Below are 16,747 nucleotides of genomic sequence, written 5' to 3'. Positions count from 1 at the left end.
TATTAGTATATTAGCCTTTTAGAATAGTATTTAACTGGAGAGAACAAAAAAGGCTCAGGATTATATTAATCCTAAGCCTTTTTTAATTCGTTCCATATTATAACAACCTTATTAATCTCTAAATAATGAGAATAAAAAATGAGATCTTAAATGGATACGATATGCTATTAAATTATAGTTTAATCAATTTCTTAACACTTAATTTTCCTAGTTCATTTTTAACATTTACAATATATATACCCGATTGAAATGTAGACGTATCAATTCTCAATGTCTTTGAATTGACATTTTTGCTATTAAATATCATACTTCCGCTTACAGAAAATATTTCTACATTATTTATACTAGCATTAGCACTATTGATAACAAATGCATCTCGAGTTGGATTTGGAAACATAGTAAATCCGGTTTTAATTTCATCATCAATACCTAAGGTAGTACCTACTAAAGTTATATATGCCGCAGGACCATTTGTGCTATTTTCTTTATCTAAAAATCTAAAAGTATCATTTGTTGCTGCTACATCGGTTAAGCTTAAGGACACTACTTTATCATCAGCCAATTGTGCTTGAACATAACTAGTAATATCTATTTCAAAATCTTGGTATAAATCATCGACATCGCCCGGTGTTGCAAAGGTTCCTATTAATGAAGACACTGCAGGAGCATTGTTCCAAGTTAAAGTAGACTCAGACCATGAATCGTCGGCTACTTCAAACACAGACACATCAAACGCACCTCCATAAGACTGATTTCCGTGCACATGTAATACCGCTGAAGTTACAGAATTATAGGTACTAAGATCGAACTTTAAATAGGCATGTCTAGAAAAATCTAGATTTCCACTCGAACTCTCTTTAACTTCTATAATATTACCATTATAATTAGTGTCTCCATTACCGCCTCCTCTTACATAACTATCTTCTGACACGGTAATATTTGTTTGAGAATAACCTACACAGGTTATTAACAACACTATAAGTAATTGAATTTTTTTTAAGTATTTTTTTTTCATAATGAACAAACTTTAAGATTAATTAATTTTTTAAGAGTTATAATCCAAAGTTATCGCACTGATTTAAAACCGTATAGCATAATTGTCCCATATCGCTAGCACTATAAGAAATTAGGAGTACGTATGTTTCAAAAAACAACATATGTGCTAACTTAATAATTTAAATCACAACTTTAGGGAAGGAAATTTGGAGAAGGAATTAGATTTTTATGAAATGAATAATTAAAATTGAACTTGGAGATATAAAATTAACAACCTGAACCAATATTTGGACACTTAAGTACTTATCCAAAGACTTCAGATTATTTACATTAAATACAACATCCCAGCTACCGTGACACTAAATACAATATGAGCCCCAATAAGCTGAGCGTAAAATGGAAATTTAGGAAATTGTGGCGGATTGCTGTGTACAGTGAACATAAGTTTCCACCCTACTACACCAAGTAGCCCTGCTAAAAACCCAAATATTAAAGCATATAACAATTCAGAACCGATAGGAACAATGTTTCTAATGAGAAAATAGCTTGACAAAAATACCAAGCCTATAGCGAAGTGCAAACACCATCCAATCCATATTCCAAAATCAGATTTTCTTATAATACGGGCACGATTTACCAATTGTTTTAAGCGCTTGGGTTCGCTAAAATTAGTTTTAAAAGCAAGTGAAATCACATACGAAAACCCAGTCATAAGTACTACAGCTACAATATTAATTAATATGAATTTTAATATAGTCATATCTCCTAATTTTCAGTTTGATTTTAAGTGCTGAATTTAAAATTAATCAGCATAAACAACGATTGCTAACGCAAATTTAATTACCGTAATCAATTGTTTTATAGTTTTTTAACATTTACCAAAAAAGTTTAAAATTCGAATCTTTAGAGTTAATAAATGTTTGCTTTAGGCTAAAGTGAGATATGGATAGACTGTAATTTAGTCGAGCTCATTTAAGCATTATCACTATAGGTATATAAAAAGTAATGCGCACTTAAACCATACGTATTACGGTGAAAAAGGTGAAGAATTTCATGAGTAAAATTTTAAAATGTAGAATCAATTATAAGAACACAATATTATGGCCAACACAGAGGTGTCTCCAGATAGCATGCCAACAGTAAAACAACTCATTCCAAAATTAGAATGTGGAGCAAAAACCGTCACAAAATTACCCTACGGTGGCTTTCTGTTTTTGGAGCACGATGTCCCCTCATTACTTATCTATCGGAAAAAAGAAAACGATTCTGGTACGGATAGATTAATACGAGCAGGAGCTTCTTACCTTGTTGTGGGCACAGAATCTTTTCATTACTATAAAACCTTTATAGAAGATCTAACGACATTAATGTCGGATAATTTTGGCTCATTTATCTTATTGGAAATATTTTCGGGAGCATCAGGAAGCCAAACGTTTAAAGTAAGAGGACCATCGCATAAATTACCCGTGTCATTACAGGTTTTGAAGGATGAATTACTTAAAATTAAATCCAGACAGTATAATGTAAATTTAGATGTATGTGTCGAGCAAACAAAAACGCGCCAAATTGTAAGCGAAAAGCCTTTACTTGAGATTTCTCATATTAAACAACGCGGAGCCACACTTATAGGTCTAGAAGTGCCTCCTGTATTTCGTGACGAACAAGGGCAGGTGTACCCGTTATACTTTAGAGATTTTCAAGAACAATTTATTAAAGCCATACAACGCGCTGTATTCGAATTCGTAAGAGTACAAACCACTTCTAGTCTTACCAATTATCATGCGCTAGGGAAACGTTCTATTCATGATGAGGTGTTTAAAATAGACAAACAGCTAACCGAGATAGAAAATAGTTACCAATTTTTATTATTGGTGGCACCAGTTAATATTCAAGTGCTACGTCAACAGTTCTTCGATTCTCATTTCAAAACATTAGACCGATATCATTACCGACTACTCCCTGTAGATCCAGATATTTTAAAACGAAAATTATATGATTTACGTATTGATGAAATAGACGATCCTGCAATTTCATTTTTATTCGATGAAAAACGGGCAGAAATAGATCAAGAATTAACCATGCTTAAAGAACGTGGTGCAAAAAACTTTTTTTACAGCAGTATTCGGTTGTATAACGGATTAGATAAAGCGTTAATTGCAGAAGCCGAATTAATCCTTCAAAACATACCCGAAAATCACGAGGAAGGTCAACGTGCGGTAATAGATACGTCCGAATTTGGAGATTTAGCAAAACAGGAGTTTGATTATTTTAAAGAGCAAGACTCCCATTTTAATTCTAAAATTCATATTCGAGACGATGTAAATATCATGATGGTATCTAAAGGGGAATTGTATTTGCCTTCAGATTATACCATGAGTAAAAACGATGCTAAAGCACTTATACAACACGAAATCGGGACTCATGCCCTAACCTATTACAACGGAACGCAACAACCGTTAACGCAAATGGCTTCGGGACTTGCTAATTACGATGCCTTACAAGAAGGAATAGCTGTGTTAAGTGAGTATTTATCAGGCGGATTGTCTGGTAATCGATTACGGATTTTGGCCGGGCGTGTAGTGGCTGGTGCAGCCTTAATAAATGGAGCCGAATTTCACGAGATGTTTTTCAAACTGTATTCTCAATACGATTTTACAAAAGAGCGTGCCTTTAATATTACCTCAAGAATGTTTCAAGGCGGTGGCTTTCTTAAAGATATTATTTATTTAGAAGGCTTAGTACGTCTGCGTAATTTCCTAAAGGAAGGTGGAGAATTAGTGCCTCTGCTAAGTGGAAAATTTGCATTACATCACATCGATTTAATTCAGGATCTTAGAGATCGCGGTCTCGTTTTACCTCCTAAAATAACCCCTAGATATTTAAACAATGAAGATTTCAACCTTAAAATAGATAAACTCAAGAAGGGCTTGCCCATCTCTAAAATGATATAATTATGAAAATTTGTTTTGTTATTAGTGCTATAGAAACTGAAGCCATTGGGACTTCGGTTGTTATTATGAAAAAAGCGTACGAGAGAGGACATGCCTTATATGTTATGGGTGTTGGCGATTTTATATTTAAACAAGACGCTCCAATGAGTCTACGATGTACACTAGTTAGAAAAAATTTAAAGTATAAAACTGTTGAAGAGTTTTGGACACAAGTACAAGAAGACGCCAATAAAAAAACAGTAATTACGAGTAAAGACCTAGACGTATTATTTTTAAGAAATAATCCAACAGAAGAAACAGACGACCGAAGATGGGCAGAACATAGCGCCATTGCTTTTGCTCGTATGATTCAGCAAGAAGATGTATTGGTTTTAAACGATGCATTTGCCATGTCGCATGCCTATATAGATAAACTATATTTTGAAGAATTACCATCCGAAATTAAACCCAACAGTTTAATAACTCGTGATATAAACGATTTGCTTCAATTTTGGGAATCTGTAGGAAAACAGATGGTTTTAAAACCTTTAGAAGGCTCAGGCGGACAGAATGTATATCTTATTGGAGAAGATAAGAAAAATATACATCAGATTTTTGAAACCTTAATCAGTCAAGGTTACGTTATCGCCCAAGAATTTTTGCCAGAAGTATCTAAAGGCGATGTTCGTGTTATTCTTATGAATGGAAAGGTTTTAGAAGAAGATGGAGAAAAAGCTGTAATCCGTCGTCTTAACAAAGATAAAGATGAGTTTAGAAGTAATTTGGCTTTAGGTGCCACGGCTAAAAAAGCAAAGTACACCAAGAAAATGCAACATATTGTAGAAGTCACTGCGCCTAAATTAATTAAAGATGGGTTGTTTTTTGTGGGCTTAGATATAGTTGATGATAAGCTTATAGAAATAAACGTTTTGAGTCCTGGCGGATTAGATCATTGCGAAGAAATTGGACTACCAGCCTTTACCACTACCGTTATTGAAGCGATTGAACGTAAAGTCGAATACAAGAAACTCTATAAAAATAACATTTCCAATAAAGTTCTTGCCACCATGGACTAAGTCCGAAGTAAAATGAATAAATAAAATTTATTTTAATTTAATGAAGTAATTATGGAAAACAATAGAATTTTAGGGAAATATACAAGTCATAAAAAAGGGCCATTACTTATTGTAACGGCTGGCGTACACGGAAATGAACCTAGCGGAGTACAAGCTCTAGAAGCTGTATTTAAAAAATTACTGAATGAAAAACCTGTAATTAAGGGTATGTTTGTGGGTATTCTAGCTAATACGAATGCTTTAAAACGCGGAGTTAGATTTATAGACGAAGATCTTAATCGGACATGGACAGAAAAAAATTTAAAATATAACATTTCCGATACAAGTGAGAAACAAGAAATGTATCAGCTTATAAAAGTTATAGACGAGCTCTGTGAAACCGAATATACCAATCATTATTTTATGGATTGCCACACTACCTCATCTGATAGTTTGCCATATATGTCTGTTCAAGATGTAGGACAAAATTTAGAGTGGGCACAACACTTTCCGCTTCATATTATTAAAGGGTTTTCGGATATTGTAGAAGGTACTATCGATGGTTATTTTAGTAGTGAAGGAATCACAGGTTTTACCTTAGAGGCTGGTCAACACGACAGTGATACGAGTAAGATATACCACGAAGGCATGATTTGGATGCTACTTGAAAAAGCGTGCAATTTACAAGTAAATGATTTAAAGCCAATTCCTCCAGCGATTGAGACTACAGTTAAAAGTACTAACAAGCAACGCACATTTAAAATTATTCATCGCTTCGGACTAAACCCAAAAGACGATTTTAAAATGCTAGCAGGCTTTGAGAATTTTCAGCCGATTCATAAAGGACAACATTTAGCAACCTTAAATGGTTCAGAAATTTATAGCACTTGGGATGCATTTATCTTTATGCCTTTATATCAAGCGAAAGGAAATGATGGATTTTTTGTAATAGAAAGTATGCCTCAGTAAAGATGTACAAATAAAGGCGAGCTAACTTTAACATACCAGGAACTAGAAAATAAATTGTGATTAATATAAAATCGATTCACTGATTAGTCCTAAAACATACTATTGGCCGATTAGATTGATCCGAATCAATTAAAACAAATGTCATAAAACAATAAAACCTTGTAAATCAAATGATTTACAAGGTTTTTGTTTAACCTAAAACTAGGTTAGTCGGGGTGGCAGGATTCGAACCTGCGGCCTCCACGTCCCAAACGTGGCGCGATAACCGGGCTACGCTACACCCCGAAGATGTATTGTTAAAATCTTTAATTCCCGATATTATATTAAAGACTAATTGCGGAGAGACAGGGACTCGAACCCTGGCGACAGTTACCCGTCGACAGATTAGCAATCTGCTCCATTACCACTCTGGCACCTCTCCTAAAAATTATGAACGTTGCAATAAATTTGCGAGTGCAAAAATAAGACTTGTTATTAGATATTACAACCTTTTTTAAACTTTTTTTATAAAAATTATTCAGGGTATTCTATTCGTAAATGGTAAATGTTTGCTAGCTTGAGTTTTAGCACTTTTTTAATAGATTGAATTTCTTTAAAAGTTATATTCGAATTTAAAAATTGCCCCTCATCCATCTGCTTATCTATAATATTTTCTACAAATGCATCAATTTTTGTCGATGTTGGTTCCTTTAAACTTTTAGAAGCCGCCTCTACACTATCGCACATCATTAAAATGGCAGTTTCCTTACTAAATGGCTTCGGACCTAGATACCTAAAATCGTCTACATTAACCTCATCGGGTTTTGCCTTTTTCTCCATCATATAAAAATAGTACACTACACTGGTTCCATGATGCGTTCTTATAAAATCGATAACGCGATCTGGCAGGTTGTTTTTCTTTCCAATTTCAATCCCATTTAAAACGTGATCTACTATAATTTTAGCACTCTCTTTAGGCGCTAACTCATCGTGCGCATTTATTCCTGTCGACTGATTTTCTGTAAAATATGTAGGGTTCTTCATTTTACCAATATCATGATATAAAGCTCCAACACGCATTAACATACTATTAGCTCCAATTTCATTTGCGCAAGCTTCAGCTAAATTGGCTACGTTTAACGAATGGTGAAACGTACCCGGTGCCTTTTCAGCTAGTTCTTTTAATAACTTACTGTTGGTATCTGTAAGCTCCAACAAAGACACGTCTGATACTAATCCGAACATTTTCTCGTAGGCATAAATCAGAGGTTGCACGAATAAGGTTGCCAAACCACACAAGATGAACATTAAAAAGGTTTCCCATTTTAAATTATCTATACTTCCTTCATGAATTACAAAAAATGCAAAATAAGCAATGATATACACCATTGTAATTTGCCCTACCGAAATAAATAAATTAGCGCGTTTATATAATTCTGAAACGGTTAAAATAGTAACTATACCTGCAATTATTTGAAGGAACATATATTCGTAACTATTCGGAACAATAGATCCCAATAATAACATAGTAACAACATGGGTAAACAGACCTAACCTAGCATCGAAAAAGGCTTTTAAAACCAAAGGAAGAATACAAATAGGTACCACATAAATATAGTGCGCATTATAATTAACCACCAGTGAGGTTATAAAAACCATAAATAGAACGTTGAAGAAAATAAAGGTAACTTTATTATTATTTTCGAACACATCGCGTCTGTATTTCCTTAAAAACAGCAATAACATTAACAATGCTAAAGCGACTAAAACAGTGTATGCAAATACAATCCAGTTATAGTTACTCGCATTCCAAACTTGCGACTCGTATTCGGATTCTAAAGATTTTAAAACTTGGAATTTATCGCCTTCAACCACTTCCCCTTTAGAAATTAAAAGGGTTTCCTTTTCAACACTACCTCGGGTGTAAGATATCTTACTGAGTTCTTCTTCTAGTGCCCTTTCCGTAAATTCCTTATTGTACGTTAAGTTTGGCTGAATAACGTCGTAAAACACAGAAAGAAACTGCTTTTCGTAAGAACCTAAATTATGATCGGAAAGCGTTTTAATAATTAAAGGTTTAATATTCTCTTGTTTCACCAAATTGGAATATTCTGCACTCACCTTTTCAACTCGGTTTTCTAATAAAACAACCGTGCTTTTGGCGTTAAAACTATGGTCTTCGTGCAATACACCATAATTATAAAAATCGCTTAATATTTTCGAGCCCTCATTAAAAAGCGCTCTATAATCCGATCTTGGGATAGAATCTGAAATGCTCTCATTAAACGTGATTTTATAATTTTTAAACACCTGTGCTTTAACCCCACTATCAATATCAAAATAACGAATAGCACTTGCTTTTACAGCCTGCTGTTCTGTAGATATTTCTTCGTTACTTTTCTTAATCGCAAAATTAAAGGGAGCGTATAAGTTTTCGGACTGCCAAGGTTTACCTTTTTCAAAATCGTATTTAAACCGGCCACTCTTAGGAAACAAGTATACAATTAGAAAGGTTGTACATATAAAAAGTAATATTTTATACAACAAAGTATGGTTCCTGTATAAGGTATTTACAAAATCTTTCATGAATAGAGTTAAGTATATCAAATGTAATAAAAATTAAGGCGTTTCGACCCGTTTATAAATAAGGAATCCTTTATAAATCATATTTATTTTATTAAATTCGTAACAAACATTCACAAATACATAAATATGAGCAAAGAAGTTGTTATTGTATCGGCAATCCGGACTCCAATCGGAAGTTTTTTAGGGTCATTATCCACTATTCCTGCTCCAAAATTAGGTGCTATTGCCATAAAAGGCGCTCTAGATAAAATACATTTAGATCCGCATCTAATCGACGAAGTTTTTATGGGTCAAGTGGTACAAGCAGGTACAGGACAAGCTCCTGCCAAACAAGCTGCTATTTATGCAGGCATACCAGATACTGTACCTTGTACAACGGTAAACAAAGTGTGTGCTTCTGGAATGAAAGCCATTATGCTCGCTGCCCAAGCCATTGCTTTAGGAGATGTCGAAATTGCGGTTGCTGGAGGTATGGAAAATATGAGTATGATTCCGCATTATATGCATGCCAGGACAGGCACTAAATTTGGACCAGCAACATTAATCGATGGCCTGCAACAAGATGGTTTGTTAGATGCTTACAAGCAAAATGCAATGGGTGTATGTGCAGATGCCTGTGCCACGAGTTATAAATTTACTAGAGAAGAGCAAGATGCATATGCGGTACAATCTTACACTCGTTCTGCTAAGGCATGGGAAGCTGGCAAATTTGACAATGAAGTTATTCCAGTAGAAGTACCTCAGCGACGTGGTGAACCTTTAATTTTTAGTAAGGATGAAGAATTTACAAATGTAAAAATAGATAAAATACCAACGCTTCGTCCCGCATTCACAAAGGACGGAACAGTTACAGCAGCCAATTCATCCACTATTAACGACGGTGCTGGAGCAGTGATTTTAATGAGTAAAGACAAGGCCATATCTTTAGGTTTAAAACCTTTGGCAGTTATAAAAAGTTATGCCGATGCGTCTCAAGCATCAGAATGGTTTACTACAAGTCCAGCAAAAGCATTACCAAAAGCCTTAGACAAGGCAGGTTTAAAAATTAGTGATATTGATTTCTTTGAGTTAAATGAAGCGTTTTCTGTTGTTGGCTTAGCCAATATGAAACTTTTAGAATTGCAAGATTCGAACGTTAATGTTAACGGAGGAGCCGTTTCTTTGGGCCATCCCCTAGGATGTTCTGGAGTAAGAATAGTTATTACGTTATTAAATGTGCTAGAACAAAATAATGCTAAACTTGGAGCTGCCGCAATTTGTAATGGAGGTGGTGGCGCTTCGGCAATGGTGCTAGAACGTCTTTAATTGGAAATATCTTTTTTAAAAACTCATTAAATTCTATATTTAGACCAAAATTCAACAGTTAATTAATGCAATACGGCGTTTGTAATTTAAGCATTGTCCCTTTAAGAATTGAACCCTCTGATGCTTCGGAACTTATATCTCAGGTACTTTATGGGGAACATTTTAAGATTTTAGAACAACGAAAAAAGTGGAGTAAGATCCGTTTGGCTTTCGATACCTACGAAGGCTGGATAGACAACAAACAATATGTTGAAATTTCTGAAGATATTTATGCAGACTTAGATTCTAAAGCTCCTAAATTGTCTACCAATTTAATCGAATTTGTAACCGACAGGAACGAGCAACTCTACCCTATTCCGCTAGGATCATGCTTAAACAGTTTACCTATTTTAAACCATACCCACGATGGCGAGTTTACCGATAAAATTCTCCCTAAAAGCAACCTCATACAAACTGCTTTTATGTATTTAAATGCGCCATATTTATGGGGAGGAAAAACGCCTTTTGGGATTGATTGCTCTGGATTTACACAAATGGTTTACAAACTAAATGGCTATAAAATTTTAAGAGATGCTTCTCAACAAGCGACTCAAGGAGAACCTCTAAGCTTTATTGAAGAAAGTGAGGCTGGAGATTTAGCTTTTTTCGATAATAATGAGGGTCAGATTACTCATGTTGGCATAATTATGAACGATAATTATATTATCCATGCTCATGGAAAAATAAGAATAGACCGTTTAGATCATTCTGGAATTTATAATATCGATAAAAAGATGCACACCCATAAATTACGGGTCATAAAAAAAATCATATAAATAACGTTATCATATTACTAGTTCTAAAATGAGTAATGAGATTTTTAAGTATATTTAAATAAAAAAACGAAACACGTCATGAACACTTACACCAAAACAATTCTCACCGCGCTTGTGGTCTGTATTGTTAGCATTCAATTTGTCTCTGCCCAACGTATTGTAAGAGCACCTGTAGCTCATAATAACAACAGAGTGGTTGGACAATGGGTTAATTTAGGAACAACGCATGCTAACCATACTGCAGATCACGATAAAATAAATGTGCCTGGACCTTTCGATTATTATAGAAAGCTTAAATTTAAAGTAAGAGACGCTCCTGTTAATATACAACGTATGGTTGTAACGTACGACAATGGAGCTCCAGAAAAAATTGATACACGATTCGACATTCCGAAAAATGGGGAAAGCCGTGTGATAGATCTTAGGGGAGGAAAACGAAAATTAAGAAGTATCGAATTTTGGTACGATACTAAAGGTATTTTAAACGGAAAAGCCGATGTTACCGTTTATGGTATGAAATAATAGGTTGACACCCATTAATAAAAAAAGCTAGTAATTTAATTACTAGCTTTTTTTATATTTAAAAGGATAAAAACTCTCTTGGTAGAGCGTTAAATCCAACTTCATTAACAGCCTCTTCTACAAAGCGGACTTCAATCATTTTTGAAACCTTAACTTTAAATTGTTTAGGAAAAACGACGTCCAAGAACTCTATAGATTCTACACCATCAATAGCGAGTACAGCTTGTTTCACCTTAATCACATCTTTATGCTCTGAAGCGTTCGTTGTAAACGTTCTAGGATGTTCCTCAGGTATTACATTATCTAATAAGATTTCCATGTATAGATTTTTGATTAATTAAATTATTAATACACTTGCAAATTAACATTTAATTATCAAATACTTACCAATAGACACGATTTTTTTGTGTTAAAAAATTATAGTATTCCTACTAAAAGAAACATTTTTTTACCATAAGATAAATAGCACACCTATTTTACTCTATTATTTTATCATTTTCTCCACACTCCAACATAACCGCTCCGTAATAAGGGTTCTTAATTTTTTCTTCCAAACTTAACCAATAGCCTCCATTATTCTGATTTGACATCGGACAAAATTGCACATATACTTTAAAAGACACACCATATAATTCAATGAGGTGTTTTACATCTAACGATACTTTTGAAAACACATTCCGAAAGGTTGATATATCTTTAACACTTTGAATTTCAGTTAGATTATTTTCTATTTTAGTGGATTGCTCATCCCATAAAGTCATCATTATTCTGTCTTCCGAAATAGATTTTGTATCGACTTCCTTCACCACTTTTAAAAGTTGACGGGCTTGATTTTTGGCAGATTCAAAATCACTATTAACCAATTTATCTTTTAATTGAATATAAGAAAGAAGTACTACTTCTAACTGTTTCTGAAAAATTTCAGGAGCTTCTTGAACCTCTACTTGCGAAATTAAGTCATTTTCAATACCATCAGAAACGTCATGCGATACATTATTCTGATTCATCATCGACGATTTTCCTTTTAACTGAGCTGCAGCATCTACAGTAAATGTTCCGTTGGTTACAACAATATCACCTTGAGCAAGGCCATCAATAACTTCATAAGCGTCTCCTAATTTAGACCCTAAGGTAATGTCTCGCATCTCGAAAACAGGTTCATCTACATTCACCTTTAAATACACCACAGAGCGCTTACCCGTCCACATAACAGCCGAAACAGGTATAGTTAACACCTCTGCTTTATTTTCTTTTAGATTTGCTATAGCACCTTCTACAAACATACCGGGTTTAAACAAACCTTCTTTGTTTTCTAAAACAGTTCTAACAGTTACTGTTCTCGTAGATGCCTCTAATATGGGATCTATAAATGCAATTTTAGAAGGTATCACTTTATTCGGATAGGCCTTTGCGACTATATCAATGGATTGCCCCACTTTTAATGTCTGTATCTGATTTTCGTAAGCATCAAATGCTGCCCAAACCGTGCTTAAATTAGACACTTTAAAAATAGCCTTACCATCCATGACATGATCTCCTTCTTTTGCCGAAATTTCGGAAACAGTTCCCGAAACATGTGCGTAAATTTTAAATTGATTTACAACCTGTCCCGACTTCTCAATCTCATCTAATTGGCCACCATGAATCATCCAGTTCTTAAATTTAGTACGCACCGCGCTATATAACTCTGGTTGTGACGCCTTCATTTTATAAGCCGTAATTAATTCCTGTTGGGCCCGAATTAAATCTGGAGAATATATGGTCGCAACAAGTTGTCCTTTATGTACCTTCTGCCCTACCGATGTGACATACAGCTTATCTATCCTTCCATTAAAATGTGCTGGTTGCACAAATACTTTATCATCGTTCACTTTAATCGTTCCAGATAAATTTAAATTAGTATCTCCATTTGTACCAGCACCTATAACAGTAGTTTCTATATTTGCTAAGGCTATCGCATTTTTACTTAATTTAAATTGTTGCGCTGTTAATCCGCTATCGTCTGTGGTTACCGGAATTAAATCCATACCACAAATCGGGCAATCTCCCGCTTCTGATTTCATAATTTGTGGATGCATAGAACAGGTCCACATTTCATTCGATTCCAAACTCGCTTCTTGCTCATGATTATGCGATTCTAAAGCTGAAGTCGCAGTCCTCCCAAACATTAAATAGCCTAGAATCAATCCTAAAATTAGAGCGAATACAATATATATAGTATTACGTTTCATGAATTATTTATTTTCTTCTAAGCGTTCAATCATGGCTTTCATCTCTTTAATTTCTTTCCTTTGTGCTTCTATAATATCTTCTGCTAATTGCTTAACCTCTGGATCTTTTATATCGGCACGTTCACTAGTTAAAATGGCAATAGAATGATGCGGAATCATGGCTTTTAACCACAATACATCTCCTACAATTGGGGCTTGCGAACGGACTAATCCGAGTGCTCCAAAAAACAGAGCGATACTTCCCGCTATTATAGCTATATTCTTCTTTGTATTCTGATACATGTTTCGCATCGCCACAAACATGATAATAGCCATGGTTGAAATCCCCAAACATGTCATATAAAAGCGTGTTAAACTAAAATATACATGGTCTATGGCATAAGTATTTAAATACATAGTGACGTACATGGCTAAAAATGAAGTGCCAAGCATTATAAAAAATCGTGTGTAATTGTTCTTTTTTGAGTGGTCTTTTGAATGTTCCATAATTGTTCTTTTTTTGATTAATCTATCTTTGCCGATTTCAATCGTAATGCATTTGCAATTACCGAAACCGAACTAAAACTCATTGCCAAAGCCGCAATCATAGGCGATAGTAATATTCCGAAAAACGGATACAACACACCTGCCGCAATGGGCACACCAACAGAATTATATATCAGAGCGAAAAACAAATTCTGCTTAATATTTTTCATCACATTTTCGCTCAATTTTCTTGCTTTTACAATACCATGTAAATCGCCTTTAACTAAAGTAATTGCTGCACTTTCTATGGCCACATCTGTTCCGGTTCCCATAGCAATACCAACATCACTTTTAGCTAAGGCTGGCGCATCATTTACACCATCTCCAGCCATGGCTACTTTTTTACCTTCATTTTGGTAGCGTTCTACTTCACTTAATTTATCTTGAGGTAACATTCCACCCTTAAAGTGTTTCAATCCTAATTCATCAGCAACCGCAGTGGCTGTTTCCTGATTATCACCAGAAAGCATTACGACATCTATACCCGATTCTTGCAAGGCTTTAATGGCCTTCTTACTAGTGGATTTTATTTTATCTGAAATAACGATAAAGCCAACTGCTGTTTTATCTACAGACAAAAACGATACTGTTTTCCCCTTCTTCTGTTCCTTAGAAACTGCATCTTCTAAATCTGAGGATACCGAGATCTTCGCATCTTCCATCATTTTAGCATTCCCAATAGCAATGTGTTTTCCATCTATAACAGCTGTAACCCCTTTTCCTGATACCGAATTAAAGTCGGTTGCTTTTAAGAAACTTAGCTTTTGTTCTTTTGCATATTTTACAGTAGCTTCGGCTAGCGGATGCTCACTCATTGTATTTATTGAAGCGATGTATTGAAGCACCGTATTTTGGTCGATACCGTCCGATACAGAGACAACTTTTTCTACCGATGGTTTCCCCTCTGTAATGGTTCCTGTTTTATCGATAATTAGCACATCGATTTTATCCATTTTCTCTAAGGCCTCAGCATTTTTAATCAGTACTCCATTTTGAGCACCTTTACCTACACCAACCATAACAGACATCGGAGTCGCCAAGCCCAAAGCACATGGACACGCAATTATTAACACGGCAATGGCATTTACAAAAGCGAATGCGTATTTAGGCTCCGGACCAAAAATCACCCAAAGGATAAACGTTAAAACTGAAATCCCCACAACAACAGGCACAAAATATCCTGAAATTTTATCGGCTAGTTTTTGAATCGGCGCCTGACTTCGGCTTGCGGTATTTACCATTTCGATAATTTGAGAAAGCAAAGTATCTCCACCAATTTTTTCTGCAGTCATAACAAAAGACTGTTTCCCATTAATGGTTCCGGAACTCACTTTATCGCCTTCAGATTTACTTACAGGAATAGGTTCTCCAGTAATCATAGATTCATCTATACTACTTTCACCTTCATGAACAGAACCGTCTACAGGAATTTTACCACCTGGTTTTACGCGCAATAAATCCCCTAAATTAATATCATCTATCGCAATAGTTTCTTCTTTCCCGTCTACAACCCGGATCGCTTCATTTGGTGCTAATTTTAGCAATTCCTTTATGGCATTATTAGTTTTACTATGAGCTCTCGCCTCTAGAACCTGTCCCATTAACACTAAAGTTAATATCACTGTTGCTGCTTCGAAATACACATGGACTGTACCCGTATCCGTTTTAAATTGATCTGGAATAACATCGGGAAATATTAAACCAAATACACTAAACAACCAAGCCACACTTGCCCCAATCCCTATTAATGTAAACATGTTTAAATTCCACGTTTTTATACTTCTATAAGCACGCTCAAAAAACATCCATGTCGCATAAAACACCACGGGAATAGATAAAGCAAACTGCACCCAATTCCATGATTTTAACGACATGATATCGTATAACGGATTGTTATTAATCATCTCCGACATGGCAATAATAAATATCGGAAGCGTAAATACCGTCGCAATCTTAAGTTTATTAAGTAGCTTTTTATACGTTTTATCCTCTTCAGAAACATCTGCTTTTACAGGAACTAAATTTATACCACAAGTAGGACAATCTCCAGGTTTATCGGAGATGACTTCAGGGTGCATCGGACAAGTATATTGTGTTTTTGGAGCTTTTAAACTCTGCTCTTTAACCAAATCCATACCACAAACTGGGCAATCGCCAGGCGCGTCGTAAGTTTTTTCGCCTTCGCAATGCATCGGACAGTAATAAAAGCCCCCCGCCCCCCGAAGGGGAAGTTTCTTACTCTTGATCTTTTCTTCTTTTTCCTTTTGAGACAATGGCACTAAATGAATAGTATATGCATCCCCATCTGCTTTCAAAGCTTTTTCAAATGTTTCTATCGGAATATGAATTTCCTTCTCGATTGTAGCTTCTGCTTTTTCTAAATCTACTGATGCATTTTTCACACCTTCAACTTTAGAGAGGATATCTTCAACGTGACCACGACAACCGTTACAAGTCATACCATGAATATGATAAGTTCTAGATTCATTTTCAGAAATCGCTTTTGAAGAACAACAGCTTGAAGTTACAGACTCATTTTTTTCTTTACACGAATCTAAACTCTTTCCCTCTGGGGAGGTCAGGAGGGGCTGTATTTCATAGCGTCCGCCATCATCTTGCAAAGCGTTCTGAAACACCTCTAATGGAATATGATTCTCCATTTCAATTTCGGCTTCAGCTTTCGCCAGATCTACAGTGGCATGCGTTACACCCTCAACTTTAGACAGCGTACTTTCAACGTGACCGCGACAACCGTTACAGGTCATTCCTGATATTTTATATGTATGTTTCATTTGTGTATAATCTAGAGTTTAAAATTACCACTTAACCACGAA

The 16,747-nt window shown here is 35.1% G+C and carries 13 protein-coding genes and 2 tRNA genes; 6 read left to right on the top strand and 9 right to left on the bottom strand.

The window, feature by feature from the left end; translation table 11 throughout:
* Positions 1-172 precede the first annotated feature (172 nt).
* Positions 173-1,015 (bottom strand): T9SS type A sorting domain-containing protein, encoded by an 843-nt coding sequence (locus AC0UBM_RS00475; protein WP_475687210.1) that lies wholly within the window; start codon positions 1,013-1,015, stop codon positions 173-175.
* Positions 1,016-1,321: 306 nt separating this feature from the next.
* A complete protein-coding gene (locus tag AC0UBM_RS00470) occupies positions 1,322-1,756 on the bottom strand; it encodes a hypothetical protein (RefSeq protein ID WP_475687209.1) in 435 nt (144 codons plus the stop codon).
* Positions 1,757-2,096: 340 nt separating this feature from the next.
* On the opposite strand from AC0UBM_RS00470, the gene AC0UBM_RS00465 reads away from it, so the two are divergent.
* The 3 genes from AC0UBM_RS00465 to AC0UBM_RS00455 are packed head-to-tail and all read left to right on the top strand — an operon-like array spanning position 2,097 to position 5,950.
* Positions 2,097-3,947 carry a flavohemoglobin expression-modulating QEGLA motif protein gene (locus AC0UBM_RS00465; protein ID WP_475687208.1) on the top strand — a complete coding sequence of 617 codons (1,851 nt, stop codon included), beginning with the start codon at positions 2,097-2,099 and terminating at the stop codon, positions 3,945-3,947.
* 2 nt (positions 3,948-3,949) lie between these two features.
* On the top strand, positions 3,950-5,002 hold the full coding sequence (locus AC0UBM_RS00460; RefSeq protein ID WP_475687207.1) for an ATP-grasp domain-containing protein: 1,053 nt from the start codon (positions 3,950-3,952) through the stop codon (positions 5,000-5,002).
* Positions 5,003-5,053: 51 nt separating this feature from the next.
* Positions 5,054-5,950 carry a succinylglutamate desuccinylase gene (locus tag AC0UBM_RS00455; protein ID WP_475687206.1) on the top strand — a complete coding sequence of 299 codons (897 nt, stop codon included), beginning with the start codon at positions 5,054-5,056 and terminating at the stop codon, positions 5,948-5,950.
* A 210-nt stretch (positions 5,951-6,160) separates the two neighbouring features.
* Here the strand turns inward: AC0UBM_RS00455 and AC0UBM_RS00450 are convergent.
* The 3 genes from AC0UBM_RS00450 to AC0UBM_RS00440 all read right to left on the bottom strand — a co-directional run bounded on the left by AC0UBM_RS00450 (position 6,161) and on the right by AC0UBM_RS00440 (position 8,515).
* Positions 6,161-6,235: transfer RNA gene (locus AC0UBM_RS00450), tRNA-Pro, on the bottom strand.
* Positions 6,236-6,287: 52 nt separating this feature from the next.
* Positions 6,288-6,371: transfer RNA gene (locus AC0UBM_RS00445), tRNA-Ser, on the bottom strand.
* Positions 6,372-6,463: 92 nt separating this feature from the next.
* Positions 6,464-8,515, bottom strand: coding sequence for an HD family phosphohydrolase (locus tag AC0UBM_RS00440; RefSeq protein WP_475687205.1), 2,052 nt, complete (start codon positions 8,513-8,515; stop codon positions 6,464-6,466).
* A 126-nt stretch (positions 8,516-8,641) separates the two neighbouring features.
* On the opposite strand from AC0UBM_RS00440, the gene AC0UBM_RS00435 reads away from it, so the two are divergent.
* From AC0UBM_RS00435 to AC0UBM_RS00425, 3 genes are all read left to right on the top strand, one after another.
* Complete coding sequence (locus tag AC0UBM_RS00435; RefSeq protein ID WP_475687204.1) at positions 8,642-9,820, top strand: acetyl-CoA C-acyltransferase; 1,179 nt, start codon at positions 8,642-8,644, stop codon at positions 9,818-9,820.
* Positions 9,821-9,885: 65 nt separating this feature from the next.
* Positions 9,886-10,635 carry a C40 family peptidase gene (locus tag AC0UBM_RS00430; RefSeq protein WP_414037358.1) on the top strand — a complete coding sequence of 250 codons (750 nt, stop codon included), beginning with the start codon at positions 9,886-9,888 and terminating at the stop codon, positions 10,633-10,635.
* A gap of 78 nt (positions 10,636-10,713) precedes the next feature.
* The gene (locus AC0UBM_RS00425; RefSeq protein ID WP_475687203.1) at positions 10,714-11,157 is read left to right on the top strand and encodes a DUF2541 family protein; all 444 of its coding nucleotides are present in this window, start codon (positions 10,714-10,716) and stop codon (positions 11,155-11,157) included.
* Positions 11,158-11,215: 58 nt separating this feature from the next.
* Here the strand turns inward: AC0UBM_RS00425 and AC0UBM_RS00420 are convergent, their stop codons facing one another.
* The 4 genes from AC0UBM_RS00420 to AC0UBM_RS00405 all read right to left on the bottom strand — a co-directional run bounded on the left by AC0UBM_RS00420 (position 11,216) and on the right by AC0UBM_RS00405 (position 16,705).
* On the bottom strand, positions 11,216-11,476 hold the full coding sequence (locus AC0UBM_RS00420) for a hypothetical protein (RefSeq protein WP_414037360.1): 261 nt from the start codon (positions 11,474-11,476) through the stop codon (positions 11,216-11,218).
* A 157-nt stretch (positions 11,477-11,633) separates the two neighbouring features.
* Positions 11,634-13,388, bottom strand: a complete 1,755-nt coding sequence (locus tag AC0UBM_RS00415; RefSeq protein WP_475687202.1) for an efflux RND transporter periplasmic adaptor subunit — start codon at positions 13,386-13,388, stop codon at positions 11,634-11,636.
* A gap of 3 nt (positions 13,389-13,391) precedes the next feature.
* Positions 13,392-13,874 (bottom strand): DUF305 domain-containing protein, encoded by a 483-nt coding sequence (locus AC0UBM_RS00410; RefSeq protein ID WP_475687201.1) that lies wholly within the window; start codon positions 13,872-13,874, stop codon positions 13,392-13,394.
* 17 nt (positions 13,875-13,891) lie between these two features.
* The gene (locus tag AC0UBM_RS00405) at positions 13,892-16,705 is read right to left on the bottom strand and encodes a heavy metal translocating P-type ATPase (protein ID WP_475687200.1); all 2,814 of its coding nucleotides are present in this window, start codon (positions 16,703-16,705) and stop codon (positions 13,892-13,894) included.
* Positions 16,706-16,747: the final 42 nt, after the last annotated feature.

Source organism: Formosa sp. F44, assembly GCF_056238645.1.
Note: the sequence above shows the minus strand (reverse complement) of the source record. Positions and strands in the feature narration are given on the sequence as shown.

What these genes read in the sequence shown, in the direction of transcription:
- AC0UBM_RS00435 (WP_475687204.1), top strand. Translation starts at nt 8,642, where the DNA reads ATGAGCAAAGAAGTTGTTATTGTATCGGCAATCCGGACTCCAATCGGA.
- AC0UBM_RS00405 (WP_475687200.1), bottom strand. Translation starts at nt 16,705, where the DNA reads ATGAAACATACATATAAAATATCAGGAATGACCTGTAACGGTTGTCGC.
- AC0UBM_RS00430 (WP_414037358.1), top strand. Translation starts at nt 9,886, where the DNA reads ATGCAATACGGCGTTTGTAATTTAAGCATTGTCCCTTTAAGAATTGAA.
- AC0UBM_RS00425 (WP_475687203.1), top strand. Translation starts at nt 10,714, where the DNA reads ATGAACACTTACACCAAAACAATTCTCACCGCGCTTGTGGTCTGTATT.
- AC0UBM_RS00415 (WP_475687202.1), bottom strand. Translation starts at nt 13,388, where the DNA reads ATGAAACGTAATACTATATATATTGTATTCGCTCTAATTTTAGGATTG.
- AC0UBM_RS00440 (WP_475687205.1), bottom strand. Translation starts at nt 8,515, where the DNA reads ATGAAAGATTTTGTAAATACCTTATACAGGAACCATACTTTGTTGTAT.
- AC0UBM_RS00460 (WP_475687207.1), top strand. Translation starts at nt 3,950, where the DNA reads ATGAAAATTTGTTTTGTTATTAGTGCTATAGAAACTGAAGCCATTGGG.
- AC0UBM_RS00470 (WP_475687209.1), bottom strand. Translation starts at nt 1,756, where the DNA reads ATGACTATATTAAAATTCATATTAATTAATATTGTAGCTGTAGTACTT.
- AC0UBM_RS00410 (WP_475687201.1), bottom strand. Translation starts at nt 13,874, where the DNA reads ATGGAACATTCAAAAGACCACTCAAAAAAGAACAATTACACACGATTT.
- AC0UBM_RS00420 (WP_414037360.1), bottom strand. Translation starts at nt 11,476, where the DNA reads ATGGAAATCTTATTAGATAATGTAATACCTGAGGAACATCCTAGAACG.
- AC0UBM_RS00465 (WP_475687208.1), top strand. Translation starts at nt 2,097, where the DNA reads ATGGCCAACACAGAGGTGTCTCCAGATAGCATGCCAACAGTAAAACAA.
- AC0UBM_RS00455 (WP_475687206.1), top strand. Translation starts at nt 5,054, where the DNA reads ATGGAAAACAATAGAATTTTAGGGAAATATACAAGTCATAAAAAAGGG.
- AC0UBM_RS00475 (WP_475687210.1), bottom strand. Translation starts at nt 1,015, where the DNA reads ATGAAAAAAAAATACTTAAAAAAAATTCAATTACTTATAGTGTTGTTA.